General features: G+C 44.8%; 17 protein-coding genes. 9 read left to right on the forward strand and 8 right to left on the reverse strand.

The genetic code is table 11. The annotated features are described in order from the left end of the window. Window positions 1-10: 10 nt before the first annotated feature. The 3 genes from IHV80_RS17865 to IHV80_RS17875 all read right to left on the reverse strand — a co-directional run bounded on the left by IHV80_RS17865 (window position 11) and on the right by IHV80_RS17875 (window position 4,007). Window positions 11-925: a DMT family transporter gene (locus IHV80_RS17865; protein WP_192891691.1), complete on the reverse strand. Its 915-nt coding sequence runs from the start codon at window positions 923-925 to the stop codon at window positions 11-13. 73 nt (window positions 926-998) lie between these two features. Continuing rightward, window positions 999-2,390, reverse strand: a complete 1,392-nt coding sequence (locus tag IHV80_RS17870; RefSeq protein WP_192891692.1) for a hypothetical protein — start codon at window positions 2,388-2,390, stop codon at window positions 999-1,001. 51 nt (window positions 2,391-2,441) lie between these two features. Next, a complete protein-coding gene (locus IHV80_RS17875) occupies window positions 2,442-4,007 on the reverse strand; it encodes a bifunctional metallophosphatase/5'-nucleotidase (RefSeq protein ID WP_192891693.1) in 1,566 nt (521 codons plus the stop codon). 316 nt (window positions 4,008-4,323) lie between these two features. Between IHV80_RS17875 and IHV80_RS17880 the strand changes: the two genes are divergently transcribed. The 5 genes from IHV80_RS17880 to IHV80_RS17900 all read left to right on the forward strand — a co-directional run bounded on the left by IHV80_RS17880 (window position 4,324) and on the right by IHV80_RS17900 (window position 10,500). Then, window positions 4,324-5,763, forward strand: coding sequence for a 6-phospho-beta-glucosidase (locus IHV80_RS17880; RefSeq protein ID WP_192891694.1), 1,440 nt, complete (start codon window positions 4,324-4,326; stop codon window positions 5,761-5,763). 110 nt (window positions 5,764-5,873) lie between these two features. Further along, the gene (locus tag IHV80_RS17885) at window positions 5,874-6,872 is read left to right on the forward strand and encodes a LacI family DNA-binding transcriptional regulator (protein ID WP_192891695.1); all 999 of its coding nucleotides are present in this window, start codon (window positions 5,874-5,876) and stop codon (window positions 6,870-6,872) included. 254 nt (window positions 6,873-7,126) lie between these two features. Beyond that, window positions 7,127-7,687, forward strand: a complete 561-nt coding sequence (locus IHV80_RS17890) for a sugar O-acetyltransferase (protein WP_192891696.1) — start codon at window positions 7,127-7,129, stop codon at window positions 7,685-7,687. A 215-nt stretch (window positions 7,688-7,902) separates the two neighbouring features. After that, window positions 7,903-9,051, forward strand: coding sequence for an S-(hydroxymethyl)glutathione dehydrogenase/class III alcohol dehydrogenase (locus tag IHV80_RS17895; RefSeq protein ID WP_146491086.1), 1,149 nt, complete (start codon window positions 7,903-7,905; stop codon window positions 9,049-9,051). 165 nt (window positions 9,052-9,216) lie between these two features. Then, entirely contained in the window at window positions 9,217-10,500 is a 1,284-nt protein-coding gene (locus tag IHV80_RS17900) for a dicarboxylate/amino acid:cation symporter (RefSeq protein WP_192891697.1), read from the forward strand. 42 nt (window positions 10,501-10,542) lie between these two features. Here the strand turns inward: IHV80_RS17900 and IHV80_RS17905 are convergent, their stop codons facing one another. Further along, the gene (locus IHV80_RS17905) at window positions 10,543-11,040 is read right to left on the reverse strand and encodes a hypothetical protein (RefSeq protein ID WP_176679180.1); all 498 of its coding nucleotides are present in this window, start codon (window positions 11,038-11,040) and stop codon (window positions 10,543-10,545) included. Between the two features lie 135 nt (window positions 11,041-11,175). Continuing rightward, on the reverse strand, window positions 11,176-11,742 hold the full coding sequence (locus IHV80_RS17910; protein WP_192891698.1) for a dihydrofolate reductase family protein: 567 nt from the start codon (window positions 11,740-11,742) through the stop codon (window positions 11,176-11,178). A 60-nt stretch (window positions 11,743-11,802) separates the two neighbouring features. Here IHV80_RS17910 and IHV80_RS17915 point away from each other — a divergent pair, with 60 nt between their 5' ends. Together IHV80_RS17915 and IHV80_RS17920 are read left to right on the forward strand one after the other, a co-directional pair. Beyond that, window positions 11,803-12,372 carry a TetR/AcrR family transcriptional regulator gene (locus IHV80_RS17915; RefSeq protein WP_192891699.1) on the forward strand — a complete coding sequence of 190 codons (570 nt, stop codon included), beginning with the start codon at window positions 11,803-11,805 and terminating at the stop codon, window positions 12,370-12,372. A 207-nt stretch (window positions 12,373-12,579) separates the two neighbouring features. Then, the gene (locus tag IHV80_RS17920; protein ID WP_192891700.1) at window positions 12,580-14,109 is read left to right on the forward strand and encodes a phospholipase D family protein; all 1,530 of its coding nucleotides are present in this window, start codon (window positions 12,580-12,582) and stop codon (window positions 14,107-14,109) included. A gap of 121 nt (window positions 14,110-14,230) precedes the next feature. Here IHV80_RS17920 and nfsA read toward each other — a convergent pair whose 3' ends face one another. From nfsA to arcC, 3 genes are all read right to left on the reverse strand, one after another. Further along, entirely contained in the window at window positions 14,231-14,953 is a 723-nt protein-coding gene (nfsA, locus tag IHV80_RS17925; protein ID WP_192891701.1) for an oxygen-insensitive NADPH nitroreductase, read from the reverse strand. 94 nt (window positions 14,954-15,047) lie between these two features. Continuing rightward, complete coding sequence (locus IHV80_RS17930; RefSeq protein WP_192891702.1) at window positions 15,048-15,662, reverse strand: TetR/AcrR family transcriptional regulator; 615 nt, start codon at window positions 15,660-15,662, stop codon at window positions 15,048-15,050. A gap of 124 nt (window positions 15,663-15,786) precedes the next feature. After that, window positions 15,787-16,695, reverse strand: a complete 909-nt coding sequence (gene arcC / locus IHV80_RS17935) for a carbamate kinase (RefSeq protein ID WP_192891703.1) — start codon at window positions 16,693-16,695, stop codon at window positions 15,787-15,789. 396 nt (window positions 16,696-17,091) lie between these two features. Here arcC and IHV80_RS17940 point away from each other — a divergent pair, with 396 nt between their 5' ends. Both IHV80_RS17940 and aguA read left to right on the forward strand, forming a co-directional pair. Beyond that, window positions 17,092-18,528, forward strand: a complete 1,437-nt coding sequence (locus IHV80_RS17940) for an APC family permease (RefSeq protein ID WP_192891704.1) — start codon at window positions 17,092-17,094, stop codon at window positions 18,526-18,528. Between the two features lie 16 nt (window positions 18,529-18,544). Continuing rightward, entirely contained in the window at window positions 18,545-19,636 is a 1,092-nt protein-coding gene (gene aguA / locus IHV80_RS17945; protein WP_192891705.1) for an agmatine deiminase, read from the forward strand. Window positions 19,637-19,666 lie beyond the last annotated feature (30 nt).

Consider the following 19,666-nt stretch of genomic DNA (forward strand, 5'->3'; position numbering starts at 1 on the left):
TTCTAACTGATTAGCCTCTACTTTTTACTTTGAGAATAAAAGGCATCACTGCGCTCAAAATGATGATTGTAGCGCCAATAATTGCGAGCGAATTCGGCAATTCAGCGAATAACAAGTAACCAAGAATCATTGAGTAGATCATCTGCGAATATTCAACATTAGATACCACGTTAGCTTCTCCCCATTTGTAGGCTGTCACGCCAAACCATTGGCCGATGGACGAGATCACACCCACCAACATCAGCAGAGCCAGTTCAGACCATGTTGGCCATTGCCATTCGATGATCGCTGGGATTAACGCAACAGCGCCAACAAAGATGGCTTGGTAGGCCAATACAACGGTTTTCGATTCTACATTCGCCATCTTCCTCACACAGATAACCGTAATAGCAGCACCTAATGCTGCGACTAATCCTGTTCCAACATAGAAAAGAGATTCACTTTCTAAGGTCGGTTGTACGACTAACATCACTCCAGTAAAGCCAACTAAGATCGTCGTCATGCGAGCCCAACCTACGTTTTCTTGTAGAAACATGCGGGAAATGACCGCCACGAACAACACCTTCAGAAATCCTAATGCGGTTGCATCGGCAAACGGAATATTACTGACGGTTAAGAAGCTGAAGTACAGTGCGATGAATGCTCCGGTGACACGCCATACATGCATCGACACCATTTTAGGGTTGAGCATCGCATCTATGTTGCTGACGATCGATGGCATCAATAAGGTGACAAAAACCAGCTGACGAAACAGCAATATTTGGAAAATATCGATAGTCTGGCTGAGCTCTCGCACAATAACGCCGACTAAAATAAACAGAGCGTTTGAGATTAAAGCGAGTGTAATTCCTTTTGCTGGGTCTGATAGAGAGTTAAAAAATGACAGCAGTGGCAGAGGCACTGAAAAGGAACGGTTGATAGACATGACACACCTCGTTGTTGATTGAGGAATAAGTGTAAAGCCTACACTAGTAGACGGGTCAAACAGGAGTGCTCGTTTATCTTTTGGTGGGGTCGAGCGTAGCAAAGGTGTTGAGTAAGGTTACGATGTCATTGATGGAGGTAAAGTCGAAGTCGGGAAAGTGTGAGCTTCTATTCGAGCAATAGGTGAAGTTGTATAGATAGGTAAATACCTCTCGCCAATGCTTAGACATGTGGTGCGAGAGTATTTTCTGATAGCGGTTTGGCAACCATTGATTGAGTAACCTTTGGTAATCTTGGTGCCATTCGGTTCCATTGAATTCTAGGTTTGGTTGCTTGTTAGCTGTTAGCGCGCAAAAGGTTATGTTCCAACACCCACTTGGATATTGCTTAGTTAATGTCGACCAAGTCTCGCCCCACCAACCAATGTTTTTGTGCTGAATGGAAGGTGAAATGTTGGTCGTTTTTTTTGCGTACAAATAATAGAGATTAAAACGACCAGTGCATATTTCGGGAGTTAGATTGGTGATGGCACCACCGCGAATGAAACTCTCATGTTCTAGGAAAAAATCGAACGAATGATGCTTAGGTAACATTTTGGATAGGCTTATCCAGTGAGCGTGCGCGGCATAAACTGGTCGTAGTATGCTTCCTTCGTTCGACTGACATTGCGTTTGATGTGCGTAGCCGAGTTCATCAAATTTACTTCTAGCGAAAATCCTGTCGTATGTAGATTGAACGGTTTTGAAAGGATCATCTAAACATTCAGCCGTGGTTTCGACTGTATCTAAGTAATAACGCCCAATCTGGCTGCTCTGATCGTTATTGATATACAGATTATCGGTATTCAAAATATGAAATCCATAGCGACTCTCTGTTGTTGATAGATTCCAGCATTTCAGGCTTCCCCCTTTTCCTGAACGAGATAAAGAAGAGGCACTAGCGGTATAAAATGCAACGCCACCTTCGGTATCGCTGAGATACTGTTGTATTAGCAACCGATTGATTTGGTGTAGCAATAGCCCCAACTTTTTTAAGCGCGCATAGAAGAGCTTATTGTTGAGCTGAGATTTTTGTAAAAGTTCTTGAGGTAAAACTCCTTCAATTAATAGGTCAAGCAAGGGCTGCAATGTAGCACTGGTTTTGTGGGGATTTAGCAAGCCAAAAACTGATGCACATTGCTGACACTTGATGCGTGGTGTGCCAATTTTTGTGTATCCATAAGCGTGTGTTCGGGTGTGAGTCTGGCAGGACGGACATTCAACATTGGGTAGCCGGAGTTGGTCATCCTCAATTTGTTTGCTTAAAAGCAGGATCGGTTCATTTTCAAGGATAGGGGTAAATGCCCCACATAGAGGGCATTTATAAGACTCGAAACCCAGCTGAACGCTGCGTTGGTAAAGACTTAAATCAGGGTTCGCAAGGTTTTTACAACCGTAGCTTTTGCAGCAATTAAATTGAGTTCTCACGGGTACGATGCTTACTAATCCCTGATGTTTATACTTTGATATCAGCCGTGTTTATTGTTGGCGGCTCAAATCGACTTGGCGACCCAATTCTGGAACGGTGATGACTTTATTTTTCTGGAAACCATCAATAAGTACTGTAGTGACAGATTCGCCATTTGACAGCATTTTTCCTTTGTTGAACATCGTGTAACCATCACCGCCACTGGCAGCATAGGAGTAGGTGGCAACCTTGTACTTTTGCGTGTCGGATATCGGATGGCCGTTGACTTCCAAACTCGCTAGGCGCTTACCTTCTGGGTGCGTGCTGTCGTAAGTTGCTTTAATTCCAGAAAATTGTGCGAGGCCATAAGGTAGCGTGTAACTGTATTCAAGCAGCTCTTTGACATTTTTGCCAGTCAGTTCAACTACGGTGAGTGTGTCAGTAAATGGGAAAAGATTCATCACATTTTCACGAGTGACAACTCCGGGATTTAAGTCAACGCGAATGCTTCCTGAGCTGATCATTGCAATATCAGCTCGACCGGATTCTTTCATTAAATCAGCGACAAGGTTACCAATATTTGATTCTCGGTAGTAACGGCGTGAAGCCGCTTTATCAATAGTGGCGAGTTGATCGGCCAGAGCAGGATTACCATTACGTACTTTTTGAATTAACGCGTAAGTTGCATCGTCGCGTTTGAGTTTGGCTGACTCAACAGGGATCAACTTACCACCTAAGAATTTGACATCATGCTTTTCGGTATCGACAGTAAATTTTGTGTAGCCAAGGTGCATGCCTTGACCAAAGGTTAAGCCGATAACTGTGCCGGTTTTTGGGTGAACAACAGGTTCGATCAAGCCATTATCCGAGTGACCACCGAAGATGACATCCACTCCCTTAAGCTTGCCTGCCATTTCGTAATCTTCATCAAATCCACGTTGAACTTCTGGATCGGCTTCTTTGTCCGTTTGCATTGGAGCTGTCTTGTTTTGGTGCGTCAGTACGACGATCATGTCGACATCATCGCGGATCTTATCAGCCCATTTTTGAGCGATTTCTGTCGGGTCTTTGATGGTTAACCCTTTACGGTTTCCTTTCCACATTGTGTTGTAGAACGCATCTATTCCCATGACACCAATCACGCCGATTTTAACGCCATCACGTTCAATGATTGTGTATGGCTGAGCAAACATTGAGTCAGAAGCTTCATGGAAGATGTTCGCGTTGAGCACAGGGAAACTGGCACGAGGCATGGTCTCTACCAAGGATTCCCAACCGTATTCAAATTCATGATTACCCAGTGTAATTACGTCATAACCCATTGAGTTATAAAGGTCGAAAGGCAGTTTCCCTTTCGACTTTTTAGAGAGTGCACCCGTATAAATATCACCGGCGTCTAATAGGAAGCTGGTTCCTTCTTCAGCCTGAACGTTTTTGATCAAGGTTGCCAAGTAAGGGATACCGCCAATCAGCTCAATGTCGTCATTCCAGAATGCATCCACAGGGTCGTAAACACTTTCAATATCGTTGGTATGAAGCAGGGTGATCTCTTTTATTTCAGCTAAGGTTGGCATTGATGCCACGGTGGCTAATACGGAGACCGCAAAGCATAACGGCTTTAGTTTTAGGTTTTTCATAGTGTGCTCATGTCAGTGAAGGAAACGATTGCCATTTTAGGGAGGGAAGGGGATATGAGTGTGAGTCAGAACACACTCTTTATTTCGAATGGGGGTTAAATCTTACAGAGTTACCTTTTGAGTTGGTTTTACTGCTACGTGTGATGTTGTTCAGAACTGGATCGGCTTAATGGGTTTTCGATCAAAAAAAGATCAACTGGCTATTGCTGAAACCGGTTTCAATCTGTATCGTAATTACAAACTGAAATCGGTTTCAGAGTCGTGATTGCTTCTCTAGTCTTCTTCTTTTCACGAATAACTTTTAGTGAGTAATGGTATGAATAACGAATTTCCAAACGATTTTTTATGGGGTGGTGCGGTTGCAGCACATCAGTTAGAAGGCGGCTGGGATGCTAATGGTAAAGGTGTGAGTGTCGTTGATGTATTAACGGCAGGCGCGCATGGTGTCCAACGTCGAATCACCGATGGCGTGATCGACGGTGAAAACTACCCAAACCAAGTGGCGGTTGATTTCTACCATCGCTACAAAGAAGACATTAAGTTATTCGCTGAGATGGGCTTTAAGTGTTTCCGCACCAGCATCGCGTGGACGCGTATTTTCCCAAATGGCGATGAAGCCGAGCCGTGTGAAGCGGGTTTAGCGTTTTATGATGATCTGTTCGATGAGCTGTTGAAATACGATATTCAGCCAGTCGTGACGCTGAGCCACTTTGAAATGCCTTACCATCTAGCCAAAGAATACGGTGGCTGGATGAATCGCAAAGTGATTGACTTCTTTGTTAAGTACTCAACCACGGTGATGGAGCGTTATCAGCATAAAGTGAAGTACTGGATGACGTTTAACGAGATCAATAACCAGATGAACACCTCGGCGGATATCTTTGGCTGGTTGTGCTCTGGTGTGAAGTTCCCACAATGTGAAAAGCCGCAAGAGGCCATGTACCAAGCGGTTCATCACCAGTTTATCGCTAGTGCGTTGGTGGTTAAGAAAGGTCACGAGATTAATCCAGACCTTCAGATCGGTGCTATGTGTGCGATGGTGCCTTTCTACCCTCGTTCTTCAAAGCCAGAAGACATTATGGTGGCGCAGCAAGCGATGCGTGATCGTTACTTCTTCTCGGATGTGATGGTTCGTGGTCACTACCCAAGTTACGCCAAGCGTGATTGGGCTATCAAAGGCTTTAATATTGAAATGCAGCCTGAAGATGAGCAAATCTTGAAAGAAGGTAAGGCTGATTACTTAGGCTTTAGTTACTACATGTCGAATACTTTGGATTCTTCTTCGCATCAGTCGACTGAAGAAGCGATGGACGGCGGTCATGAAAACTCGGTTGATAACCCGTTCATCCAATCAAGTGATTGGGGCTGGCCTATTGACCCAACAGGTCTGCGTTTCTGTTTAGCTTCTTTGTATGAGCGTTACGAAGTGCCGCTATTTATCGTTGAGAATGGCTTTGGCGCTGTTGATACGATTGAAGATGATGGCAGCATCAATGATGACTACCGCATCGCTTACCTTGGTGGCCATATCAAAGAGATGAAAAAAGCCGTTGCGATTGATGGCGTTGACTTGATGGGCTACACCCCTTGGGGCTGTATTGATTTGGTGTCATTCACCACCGGTGAGATGAAAAAGCGCTACGGATTCATTTATGTAGATAAGCACAACGATCAATCTGGTTCTTTAGATCGCAAACGTAAGAAGTCGTTCGAGTGGTATAAAGGCGTGATTGCATCTAACGGTGCCACTATTTAGAATGCCTCTTACTGCGTCGTCCTATGTAATATAAAGATACGCGCAATATGAATTAGCATTAAATTAGTCGGCTTATGTCGGCTAATTTTTTATATGAGGAAAAGAAGCAAATGGTGACAATGCTTGATGTCGCGAACCGCGCAGGCGTATCTAAGTCGACGGTTTCTCGTGTCTTAAACGGCAAGAATATCGTACGCCCAGATGTGGTGAAAAAGGTATTTGATGCGATTCAAGAAACAGGCTATCGACCAAACCTGTTAGCTCAGCAATTGGCGACCAAGAAGACCAACTTCATCGGCTTTGTTATCACTAATGAGCTGTTCAACGGCCCTTACTTCTCTTCCTTGATGTATCACGCAGCATCTTATAGCGAAAAATCGAATCACCAACTGGTGATCACCGATGGTAAACACAGCGCCGAAGATGAAAGGAAGGCGATCAATTTCTTACTTGATATGAAATGCGCGGGTATCATCATCTATCCGCAATGCTTAACGGAAAGCGAGATTACTCAGATCATCGAAAACACGGATACACCGATTCTGGTGCTCAATCGTGAAATGCCGTCGAAGCCCAATCACGCAATTACCACCGATCATTATCAAAGTGCTTGTTTGATGGTTGAACATATCATCGAGCAGGGTCATGCAGACATTGCGGTAATTCGTGGTAAAGCAGGCTCGTCGACCGATGAACAGCGTTACCAAGCTTATCAAGATGTGTTAACCAAGCACGGTATTGCAGTGAATGAACTTAATATCGTTCAGGGCGATTGGACAATGGAGAGTGGTTACCGTGCCGCGCAAGCTTTAGTGGAAAGCAAAGCAAGCTTCACTGCGATCTTGTCTGAAAACGATGACATGGCGATTGGCGCGATTAAGGCGTTAACAGAGCTGGGTTACTCATTACCTAAAGACATCTCTATTGTTGGCTTTGATAACAGTAAAGTGGGCGAATTTCTAACGCCAAGCTTAACCTCTGTGAGTGTGCCACTCGAACAAATGACGCAAAAGGCGATACTTCGAATTGTTGGTGAGACAAAGCAAGCAGAAGCATTGAGTACGACTGGTAGCTTGGTAATTCGCGACTCGGTAGCCCAGCGTATCTAAGCCGCGTGCAACGCACTGAATTAAACCGGCCTTTGCTTGATAGCAAAGGCTTTTTTATTGGCACTATCTATGTTTCTTGCTTGGTTTAGAAGCAATTTAAATTGGCCGAACACTACAAATCGTGACTGGCAGCGCATCTCAGAAATCCTCTTTAAAGCGTGCTTATTATGAGAGTTAAAGATATGCGATATTGCGTTCTTTGGTCGATGAATTGACCATTTTAACGGTAAGTAATGTGAAAATAGGTAAGTAACGTGAAAACAGAAAAACAAAAAATGCTAGCAGGTGAACCATATCAGGCTTGGGATGAAGAGCTTTATTCAGCTCGAATTGAGTGTCGTAAGGTACTCCAAAAACTCAACAACAGTATTCCTGATACGTCTGAATGGAAAGCGGCAACCCAAGAGCTCATTCCTGGCTGTGAAAATGCGCATTTAGAGCCACCATTTCGCTGTGATTACGGCTCAAACATCAAGTTGGGCAAGAACTTCTACGCTAACTTTAACTGCGTGATTTTGGATGTGGCTGAAGTCACCATTGGTGACAATGTGCTGCTTGGCCCTAATGTACAAATCCTTACAGCAGGCCATCCATTAGATGTGAAAGGCCGAGTTGAAGACGGCGTTGAGTTCGGTACTCCGATTACCATTGGCGACAATGTTTGGCTTGGTGGTGGTGTGATTATTTGCCCCGGTGTCACCATTGGTGAAAACAGCGTGATTGGCGCTGGAAGTGTGGTGACCAAAGACATCCCAGCCAATGTGGTTGCAGTGGGCAATCCATGTAAAGTGCTGAAATCGATCGAAAACGACTAAATTTACTGGATACTTTCATCATCTACATTAGAGCCATTTTCTATTGTGTAGGTGATGAACTTAGCTTTCTCGATTCATTATTACCAATACGTAATAATCATTTCCAAAAATAGGGGATTATCAAAATTGATATCCCTACCTATACTAGCCCCAACAAAACGAGAGAGCGATAACAAATAAGCTCAACATTGACTGACTAATATAGGAAATATCACATGACTATCGAAATTAAACCTGGTCAAACTCATATCCAATCTAAAGCTATGGTTGCTTGGAAAGCAGGTGAGCCGCTAAAGCGTGAAACGGTTGACGTTGAACTGCCAAAGGCTGGCGAAGTACTTGTTCGTATCGTTGCTACTGGTGTTTGTCACACTGACGCATTCACTCTTTCAGGTGACGATCCAGAAGGCATCTTCCCTTCTATCCTTGGTCACGAAGGTGGCGGTATCGTTGAAATGATCGGCGAAGGCGTAACAAGCGTTGAAGTTGGCGACCACGTTATCCCACTTTACACAGCTGAGTGTGGCGAATGTAAATTCTGTAAGTCTGGTAAAACTAACCTTTGTCAGGCGGTTCGTGAAACTCAAGGTAAAGGCCTAATGCCAGATGGCACAAGCCGTTTCTCTATCAACGGTGAGCCAATCTTCCACTACATGGGTTGTTCTACTTTCTCTGAGTACACTGTACTTCCAGAAATCTCATTAGCGAAAGTAAACAAAGAAGCACCTCTTGAGGAAGTTTGTCTTCTAGGTTGTGGCGTAACTACTGGTATGGGTGCGGTACTGAACACAGCTAAAGTTGAAAAAGGCGACACAGTTGCTGTATTCGGCCTAGGCGGTATCGGTCTTTCTGCAATCATCGGTGCTCGTATGGCTGGTGCAAGCAAAATCATCGGTGTTGATATCAACGAGAGCAAATTCGAGCTAGCGAAACAACTAGGCGCGACTGACTGCATCAACCCAATGAACTACGACAAGCCAATCCAAGACGTTATCGTTGAGATGACAGACGGTGGTGTTGATTACTCATTCGAATGTATCGGTAACGTAAACGTGATGCGTCAAGCACTAGAGTGCTGCCACAAAGGTTGGGGTGAATCAGTTGTGATTGGTGTTGCTGGCGCGGGTCAAGAGATCTCAACTCGTCCGTTCCAACTAGTAACTGGTCGTGTATGGCGTGGTTCTGCTTTCGGTGGTGTTAAAGGCCGCTCAGAGCTTCCAGAAATCGTAAACCGTTACATGGCAGGTGAGTTCGGACTACAAGAGTTCATCACTCATACTATGGGTCTAGATGACGTAAACGAAGCATTCGAACTAATGCACAAAGGTGAGTCTATCCGTACTGTTCTACACATGGATAAATAGCGTTAAGTCTTAAACCTCATCTGGTTTTAATAAAGTCCGTTAGATTGAATCTAACGGACTTTATTTTTTCTTAGGCATATCTTTACCACGGCATACCTTTATTAAAGGCGTTTCCCTTTAATAAAGGTATCTGAATTGTCCTACAGGGTTACTGGAATCGTCCTTATGTTGACCAAACTTCGCCACTCTCTACCTCTTCAACTGATGCTAGCTGCATTGCTTGCTTGGTTTCTGGCACAACTTATTTCTCCAACATCTGATGTAACCCAATCGGGTTGGTATCAGTTCTTAATGCTTGGCAAAACTACCTATATAGGCTTGCTAAAAATGGTCGTTGGGTTAGTGGTTTTATTCTCGTTATTGCAAGGCATAACAAGCATTGGCTCGATAACTCGATTGAAGAAAATTGGCCGCAATACGGTGCTTTTCTATAGCTTCACGACTTTGGTGGCCATTTCTTTGGGCTTGGGTGCCTCACTGTTGCTGCCTGCTTGGGAGCCACTAACTAGCTTCGCTCCGGTTGGAGATGGTGTTCAACTCATAAGCGAAGATGCTGCAGGCGGAGCCGCGATTGCCAGCAAGCTTTTTAGTATGGCACTAGTGAACCCGGTAGCGGCGTTAACCAATGGTAACTTGCTCGCGATTGTCGTGTTCTCATTCATGCTAGGTATTGCTCTACTTTCTTCATTGCCAGAAAAACACCCGATCTTTGAAGTACTGAATGGCTTGAACAAGAGCATCAATACCATTGTTGGTTGGATCATTCATTTAGCTCCGCTCGCGGTTTTCGCCATTGTTCTCGATTTTACAGTTCGTGGTGGTGAGTCACTGTTTGAGCAATTGGCATTGTTTGCTTTGCTCGTGTTTGTGCTGACTGTGATTCACGGTGCGATTGTATTACCGACTATTGCGAAGGTGATGACTGGGATTCGTCTCAGCACTTTGTTCAAAGGTATCTCGGCTCCGATGGCGATGGCGTTCGCAACGTCATCAAGCTCTGCTACCTTGCCACTGGCGATGAAGAGTGCAGAAGAAAAGCTCGGCGTATCGCAAAGTACCAGTAGCATGGTGTTGCCACTTGGCGCGGTGATGAACATGGATGGTACGGCACTTTTCGAAGGGGTAGCGGCAATCTTCTTGGCTCAACTGTTTGGTGTTGATCTCACAACCTCTGGCTTGGTGATGATCTTCATTATGGCGATGGTCTCTTCCGTAGGCGCTCCGGGTATGCCATCTGGGTCTATGTCTGGCATGCAGCTGGTGTTATTGGCCGCCGGTATACCACTGGAAGCGATCGCGATTCTGCTCATTATTGAACGCCCACTAGATACATTCCGTACCGCGATTAACGTAGAAGGTGACATGATTGCTGCACTGGTCGTGGATAAATGGCAGTCAAAGCAGAACTCGTCAGTAGACTTGGCTATGAGCGGTTCTCAAACATCGTAACGCTCAGTAACAAGCCCGTTAAGTTAACGGGCTTTGACTGGGTTAAAACCCGCCCGCCCAAGCATCGAAGTCATCAATATTGTCGAGTTCTTGTTGGCTTCTTGGGGCTGGATAATAAGGTAGCGCTAATCTCACAACAGAAGGTAGTAGCTCCCATTCTGGTGTCATCTTCAGGCGCTTCAATTCGTCATTAAGACGCACAAACATGTAGTAGCCATCGCTGTGGGTATTGGCGTAGCTTGCGACTGTGGCTATATCTCCAGAGGGCAATTTTACGTCTCGACCAAGTGGGTAGAGTTGGTGAAGCGCAAAGCTCACTTTTGGATCTTGTAATTTACCTTGCTTAAAGCGCTCTAGGCCAATGGCGGTTGAGGTCGTGCGAGGCTTCCAGCCTGTGAGGAATAATCCACTCAAGCTATCTTGAAACGGCTTGCCCTTTCGATTGCCTTCATTACTAATGAATTGAACCGTCAGTTTGTCTCCCGACTCTTCCAGAATTTCTAAAAACTGTTCACCAGTGCGATCGACCAAAAGCTTCATAAGATCCAGATACCATTAAGAATGAGATGCGATAAATGGTACTACTTTTGGGTAGTGTTGTGTAGGCGCTACTGAATCGATACTGCGTGAACAATGTTTACGATGCTGATAGTTACATTAGTAATAAGTATATGCTTAGCGCTTACGTAAGTAGTGAGTGGTTACGATTTCATCAAGGTAAGTGGTGACACTTTTCAGCGTAAAGTCGAGAGGAGAGACTAAGTCACCAAATAGCGGAGCGCCACCACCAAGAACGACAGGGATCGTCGAGATAATCAGTTCATCAACCAGGTCTTCTTTCAGGAAGTTTTGAATGGTCACACCGCCATCAATATACAGATTGTTAAGGCCTTTGCTGTTTAGGTCTTCGACGATCTGAGTGAGCTCACCCTTTATCAAGAACACTTTACCTTCGAGTTCCTTAGGCACTTCCGTCAACGTGTTACTCAAAACATAAACCGGTTTTGTGTAAGGCCAATCAATACCGAAGCTCAGCACCATATCCATTGTGTTTCGGCCCATTACCAAAGCATCGATACGATCGATATGGGCGTTGTACCCCATGTCATCACCCTCTGGATTTGGGATGGCTTGTAGCCAATCTAGACCACCGTTTTTGTCTGCAATGTAACCATCAAGACTCGTACCGATAAAGACAATATTTGACATTGTTAACTCCGAAATTGAACAGGAACTTGGCATTTACGCTGTATTAAATTAAAATATTCTACAGTGTAGAAATTAAGTTTAAGAGGTGGTGTTATGGCTGTCAAGGATCAAAAGCGAGGTCGACCAAAGAGTGGATCAAGCCAACTGAGTGCAGAAAAGATCTTAGATACGGCAAAAGGCATGATGCGCGAAGGCGGTAAAGTGCCGAGTATCAGAGGGTTAGCCACAGAGCTCGGCGTGGATGCGATGGCGATATACCATTACTTCAAAAACAAAAATGATCTCTTGGAATCGATCACTGTCTCTTTAGTCGGAGAAGTGGCGCTGCCTGAGCAAAACCAAGTGTGGCAAGAGAATCTTTATCAGCTTAGCGTGAGTTACCTGTCGGTGTTGAATGACTACCGTGGGCTGCTAGAAACTTTACTAACGATGAAATCGCTTGGGCCCGTTGAGGTGTTTAGTGAACGCTTTGAAGCGGTGTTGAGCCCGCTGAATCTCACATCAGAGCAAACCGAAGACGCCCTTCATTTGCTAGTGGACTATTTACACGGTTACGCGCTTGCATTGAACTGTAACCCAGATAGAACAGAGATTACGATTGAGATGGTCAGAAAGCCTTTAGGCCTCTATTGTTTGGCCATCGAACAACTGAAATCATCGTGATCTTGCCGCATAGATTGAGCGCCGGATAGTGGGCTTAGGTGGTGTATTCTCCACGATTGAGTAACTAAGTTTTATTTATACTGGATAATTACCTATAAATTTCTGGATTTAGCAGTAATAATCAATGAATAAACCCGAATAGCTTGATAGTTGTAAAGCTGTCGAGGCCATTCTCAAAGACGTCATCGTGAAAAGGAAGTCAGACACATGCCTGCGCTCCAACGCATCAGTTTAACCTTAATTTTAGCCGCTATTCTGGGCGGTTGTTCTTCATTACCAGAAGGCATCGACCACTCTGCAGAACCGTACACCTCTTATGGACCAAGCACTTTGTCGGTTTTGGCAGATGAATATCAACCAGCATCAGAGCAGGCGACGACCGCCGTTCGTTTACAAGAATCTGGTTGGGATGCTTTAGCGCAGCGATTGGCGTTGGTTGAAAGTGCAGAACACACCATTGATATTCAATACTACATCTGGAACTCCGATGAATCGGGCAGATATCTAGCTAGCCGTTTATTAGCAGCCGCTGATCGTGGTGTTAAGGTTCGAGTGATGTTGGATGACATCAACCTCAATGAGCGTGAAGGGCTATTATCAGCACTCGACGCTCACCCGAATGTCGAGATCCGCATCTTCAACCCAACACCAACGCGCCGTGGTTTCAGTAAGTGGTTGAGCTTCCTTGGCGACTTCTCTCGCTTAAACCGCCGTATGCACAACAAGTCGTTTACCGTAGATGGCACCTTGTCTGTGGTTGGTGGACGTAATATTGGTGATGAATATTTCGATCTTTCTGATGAAATCAACTTCCGAGATCGTGATGTATTGGTGATGGGCACAGTCGTTACCACTATCCAAACCAGCTTTATTGAGTATTGGGACAGCCGTTGGTCTTACCCTGTCGATATGTTAGGTGACGAGGAACAACCGGATCTTTCAAAGATTGACGATATAACGGTTCCACAATACAAAAACTACCCAGAGTTACCATTAAATCGTGAAGCGGCAGATAGCCTGCTGAAAGAGGCTCTAGATGAGATGACTTGGGTGAATGCTCGTTTTGCTTATGATCGCCCTGTGCCTATCGATTCAGACAATACCGACGAACCGAAAGCAACGGCGGTTCTGTTAGGGCAGCTAGCCAGTGAATCTAAACAAGAGATCTTGCTCGAATCGGCTTACTTAGTGTTTGATGACGGTCAGTTGGAAGAGTGGCAAGTGTTGAACAAAAGCGGCGTTGAGATAAAAGCACTGACTAACTCAATGGCCTCTAATGATCTGGTGACCAATCACTCTGCTTACGCGGGTCGACGCTACGACATGTTAGAACATGGCATCGACTTGTTTGAGTTAAAACCAGATTCCAAGCTGTGTGAAGCATCGACTCAAGACATGTCGAAATGTGCGCCTGAGACGGCCTATGGCTTACACGCTAAATCAGTCGTATTTGACCGCAGTATTGCGAGTATCGGCTCGTTTAACTTCAACCTGCGTTCGACCTACCTAAATACGGAATCGGTATTGATCATCGACAACAAAGCGATTGCTGAAACGCTGGCCGATACCATTGAACAAGCGATGAGTGAAGACAACAGCTGGCGTTTGGAGCTTGAAGATGGCGACGTGTATTGGTATTCAGGTGACCAAAGTTGGGACAGCGAACCAGAAACCGGTAAGTGGGAACGAATGCAGTCAGGCTTCCTACAGCTACTGCCAATTGAGAAATATCTGTAAGAGAATCAGCATCGTAGAAATGAAAAATGTCAGCGCATAATACGCTGACATTTTTGTTTGTGATGACGAAAACGGAGCTCGCTCATCGGAATCTCTTTCTGTCTTTAGAGCAGCTTTAGAGCTATCGCTTGGTCAGCTGTTTACTGTTCAAGTACGGCAGAATGTGTGGGCGAGATTCACCAGAGAGCTTTTGAGTGATCTGCTGTGACCAACTGCTTTGCTTTTGGTTGCTTGAGCGGTTGGCATAGTAGCTCTGCATTGAATCGTCATAGCTAGCGATTTCATCTAGGCTCAATGGTTGGTATTGGTTTTCGTGCATCACCACATGAGCAGGAAGGCGGGGTTTGATTTCTGGCTGCTGCGCTGGGTGACCTAAGCACATACCAAATAGCACGGCCGTGTGTTGTGGCAGTTCCAACAGTTCATCGACTTGTTGTGCGCTGTTACGTAAGCCACCAATGTATACGCCACCTAATCCCAATGACTCCGCGGCCAGCATGCAGTTTTGCGCCATAATGCCAGAATCGACGGCGCCAATCAGAGTTAGCTCGGTAAAGTCGGTTTTTACTTCAGGGTTAATCTGCGCGTGGCGTTGATAGTCGATGCAGAACACCAAAAACTCGGCTGCGTTCTCAACGTAAGCTTGGTTTCCTGCGTATTCGGCTAGCAGTTTTCGCTTATCTTTATCTGTCACTCTAACGATGGAAACAGCCTGTAATAAGCTCGATGACGATGCGGCAAGGCCTGCCTGAACAATTAAATCGAGGTGCTGCTTATCTATAGGTTGATCCGTATATTGGCGAATGGAGCGATGCCCCAAAATGGTCTCAATCGTGCTATTCATGCTCTCTGACAGTCCTTGTTTTTATGATGGTATTCCAAATTACCATAACGACATTTGTGGTTGGGGTAAACCTCAAAACTGCCTTTGCCGAAGACTAGTGCGTTCGTATCGTTTTAGGGCAAATGTGAGGGATGTATAGCTGAAGATATGATTCGGTTAATCTAATGGCTTCGTTAGCGAGCTCTGGGGTGATATGGCCGTGTTGACGATACGACAAAGAATAGATTTTATCAGCGACTTGCAGTGAAATAGCGAAGACATTGATGGATTGTGGTAACTGAGGTACATCAAAAAATTGTCGATAAATCGTTTCTACTTCTTTACCCAGAATTAAGTCATTTTCGGTGTCCGCATGGCCTAATTCGGTGAATGTATGACGACCCAAAATAAGCTTTTTAGCTATCGGGTTATTGTTATAATAATTCACATAGGCTGTTTCAATCATACGGTTGATATCAGTCCAATGACTAACATGCTCGGCATCTATACATTTACCGAGCAGAGAGTCGAAATCAATAAATACGTCATCTAGCAGGTTATGGAATAAGTTCTCTATATTTGGATAGTGATGATAAACCGTGGATGTTGCCATTCCACACTCTTTAGCAACATCGTACATTGAAATATCAGTTGCTTCACGGCGTTCCATTAGTTGCACAACAGCGTCATGAATTCGAATTAATTTTTCTTCGGTTGTTACTTTGCGCATCTAATGGTCCTCACTTTTATTTGGAACACAAAAAACATAAAGGGTTTTTGATCAAAGTTCCAATTGGAATATCAAAACTTAGACTTTATTACCCTTTATTTATATAAAACATGATAAGCCAATGTTAAGCCTTAATATGTGTCCCCGTTTTACCTTCTATGATCTCTAGTGCGCTCGATAGGTCACCAATGTGTCCGTGCTGTTTTGTTTTCTCTACAAATTGACAACATGCGTCGACCTTCGGCCCCATTGAACCGGCTGGGAACGTGTACTTTTTCATTTGCTCAACTGACACGTTTTCAAGCTTCTCTTCTTTTGGTGTTCCCCAATCTAAACAAACATGGGAACCGTCGGTGAGGATCAACAAATGCTCTGCGCCGATTTCTTCTGCGATGAGTGCAGCGGTCATGTCTTTATCTATTACCGCTTCAAAACCCACATAAGCGCCATCTTTTTCTACGACTGGCGCACCGCCACCACCGCCACAAATAATTAAGTGCTCTTTCTCTAGCAAGTCTTTGATGGCTTTTATTTCTAGCACTTCTTTGGGTGAAGGTGATGGCACCACGCGACGCCAGTGTACGCCGTCAGGTTTCACAATCCATTGGTTAGCTTCTGCGAGTTGTTTGGCTTGTTCCTCTGTATAGATAGGGCCAATAAATTTGGTAGGGTCGGCAATCGCAGGATCATTCTCGTCTATAACAATTCGAGTCAGAATCGTGGTCGTAAAGCGGTCTTTAATCGCAGCGTTCAATCCTTGCTGAATAAGGTAGCCAATCATCCCTTGAGTCTCAGCTCCAAGTACATCAAATGGATAAGGTGGACAGTCTTTGTAAGCATTGTTCTGTAATGAGAGCAGTCCTACTTGAGGGCCATTTCCGTGCACCACCACTAAACGGTAGTCTTTGCTTAGCTCAGCTAAAGAGCCTGCGGTTTGCGCGATGCTCTTTTTTTGGTTTTCACAACTCATTACTTCACCACGCTGTAGTAAAGCATTCCCACCGACAGCAACAACAATAATAGGCTTCGACATATTTAACTCTCCAAATAATATTTTGCTCAGGGCAAATAAGTTGGTTTGAATTGTATTTAAATATTGTTGGTGTCGTGGGGATAAAAATCACAATTCGATTTGTGCTCAATATTTGATGTTTTTAGTCGCCTATATGTCACAGAAAGCCTTAATTATCTCTAGATTAACTAGATATGTGATCTTGGTTTTGAAATAGAAAATGTATTTATTAATCGAATGGTTATTGACCAAAATCAAGTATTCCGACTTTTAGCATTATAAATCTAATATTTGTTGGGTTTATTTTGTTTTTGCCCCGAACTCGTTTGTGTAAAACCGATATTCAATTTTCATCCCAGTTCACTTCATCGCTTTGCCGTTTAATTAATCCCGAATTAGAGATTAAGGAGCTAAGAGATGAGTAACGAAACGCAAGGAAAAATGGGGGTTACGGGAATTGCACTCTTTACACTGTGTGCAGTTTTGGTGGTCGACACATTAACCGCGTCAGCCAGTATTGGTGTCAGTGCCATTGGCTGGTGGGTGTTAATGCTGGTCTTCTTTGTCATTCCATATGGTTTAATTACTTCCGAACTGAGTACCACCTACCCAGGTGAAGGTGGGATTTACGATTGGGTAAAACAAGCCTTCAATTTTAAATGGGCAGTGAGAACAACGTGGTTTTACTGGATTAACGTTGGTTTATGGATGCCTGCGGTATACATCATGTTTGCAGGGATGTTTGCCGAACTCTTCATGCCAGATCTGTCTTTATGGGGACAAATCGCCATCTGTATATTACTGACTTGGCTAACGGTTTTGATTTGTAATGTGTCTGCCGACATCGGTGTGTGGGTCACCAATATTGGCGCAATATTAAAAATTGTCGTGATCAGTACATTGGGTGTGGGCGGCTTTATCTATGCAATGAAAAACGGCGTTGCTAACGAATTTACGTTGCCAGCTATGATGCCTTCATTGGATTCTGCCGTCTCGTTCTTACCTGCGATTGTGTTCAACCTAATGGGTTTTGAACTGGTTGCGACCATGACTAAAGAAATGAAAGACGTTCGTGATATGCCTAAGGCCGTCTTCCTCTCTATCGGTATCACCGCTTTCTTATACATCTTCGGTACGGTAGGCATTTTGATGGCGCTACCTGTCGAAAGCATTGGTTTGGTGTCTGGCCTTATCGACACATTTAGAACACTTTTCGGCACTGGTGTGGTTGGTACAGCGATGGTCTACATCTTCGGTACTTTCGCTTTGTTAACGCTTATCGGCAACATGGTGAGTTGGACAATGGGCGCCAGCCGAGCTGCTGCTGAAGCCGCTCAAGAAGGTGAACTTCCAGCCCCTGTCGCTAAAGTTTCAGAGAAAGGTTCTCCGGTTGGTGCAAACAACATTACCGGCACAGTATCAACGGTCGTCATTTTGTCTTACGCGCTGTTTGCTCAGGGCAATGATGATTTGTTCTGGTCGATATTTGCCTTTTCTAGCTGCATTTTCTTACTTCCTTACCTGTTCATGTTCCCGGCATACCTAAAGCTCCGCGTAGTTGATGGTAAACGCGAACGCCCATTCAAAGTTCCGGGTGGTATGGCGGCTCAATGGGTCATGTCGATTGTTTGTTTTTTGGTCGTCCTTCAAGCCGTGATCTTGTTTATTTTCCCTGAGGCTCTTGATCTCACCGTTGCAGATTGGGGATACACAGGACCTGTTTTGATTGGCGTGATTGCCACGATCCTCGCTGGTGAGTGGATTCTACTAGGCGCACTAAAGCGTAAGAAACAGCAAGGCTCGGACGATAACGACACAGCCGATACGCAAGATAAAAAAGAAGCTAAAGCATAATTTAGGGGACATAACGATGAAAAAACTGATTGAGACTACTCCAAAACATGATGGCTTCAGAATGCCAGGAGAACACGAGCCACACAGCGAAATTTGGATGGCTTGGCCAGAGCGCACCGACAACTGGCGCAATGGAGCAAAACCAGCACAAGCTGTGTTTGCAGACGTTGCTACCAAGATAAGCCATACCACACCAGTCACCATGCTAGCGAGTTCAGATCAATACGATAACGCAGTCTCTCGTTTACCAGAGGTCATTCGAGTCTTGGAAATCTCGACAGATGACTCTTGGATGCGCGACATCGGTGCGACTTATGTTGTTGATGACAGCGGTGAACGCCGAGGTGTGGATTGGGAATTCAATGCATGGGGCGGGTTTGTGGATGGGTTGTATTCACCGTGGAATCGCGACAACCAAGTTGCTCAAAAGATGTGTGAAACCATCCGTGATTCTAGATACCGCGCTCCAATCGTGCTTGAAGGTGGCTCAATTCATGTTGATGGCGAAGGGACACTCTACACAACAGAAGAGTGCTTACTGCACGAAAGCCGAAACCCAGACATGAGCAAAGAAGAGCTAACGGAAGTGCTTTGCGAACACCTCAATGTTGAGAAAGTGATTTGGTTGCCTCGTGGTTTATACAACGATGAAACCAATGGTCACGTGGACAACATTCTCCACGTCGTGAAGCCGGGCGAAGTAGTTCTAACGTGGTGTGATGACAAGAACGACCCTCAATATGAGATCAGCAAAGAAGCCTATGACTACATCACCAGTCAGACAGATGCCAAAGGCCGTCAGATAAAGGTACACAAGCTGCCAATGCCAGGCCCTCTATTCATGACAGAAGAAGAGGCAGCAGGCATTGATATCGCCGACGGAATGGAGCGAGAAGCGGGTGAGCGTTTAGCGGCATCGTATGCCAATTACCTGATTACCAATAACCAAATTGTGTTGCCGCTTTTGGATAAGCGCTACGACAACGATGTTATCGGGATCTTAGAAGATATTTATCCAGGCTACGAAGTGAACGGCGTCCCAGCTCGAGAAATTTTGTTAGGTGGCGGCAATATCCACTGCATCACCCAACAAGTACCAAGAGTTTAGTTACAACAGTAAACCAATTTAATCCAAAAC

Origin of the sequence: Vibrio bathopelagicus (assembly GCF_014879975.1) — a bacterium.
GTDB classification, from domain to species: domain Bacteria; phylum Pseudomonadota; class Gammaproteobacteria; order Enterobacterales; family Vibrionaceae; genus Vibrio; species Vibrio bathopelagicus.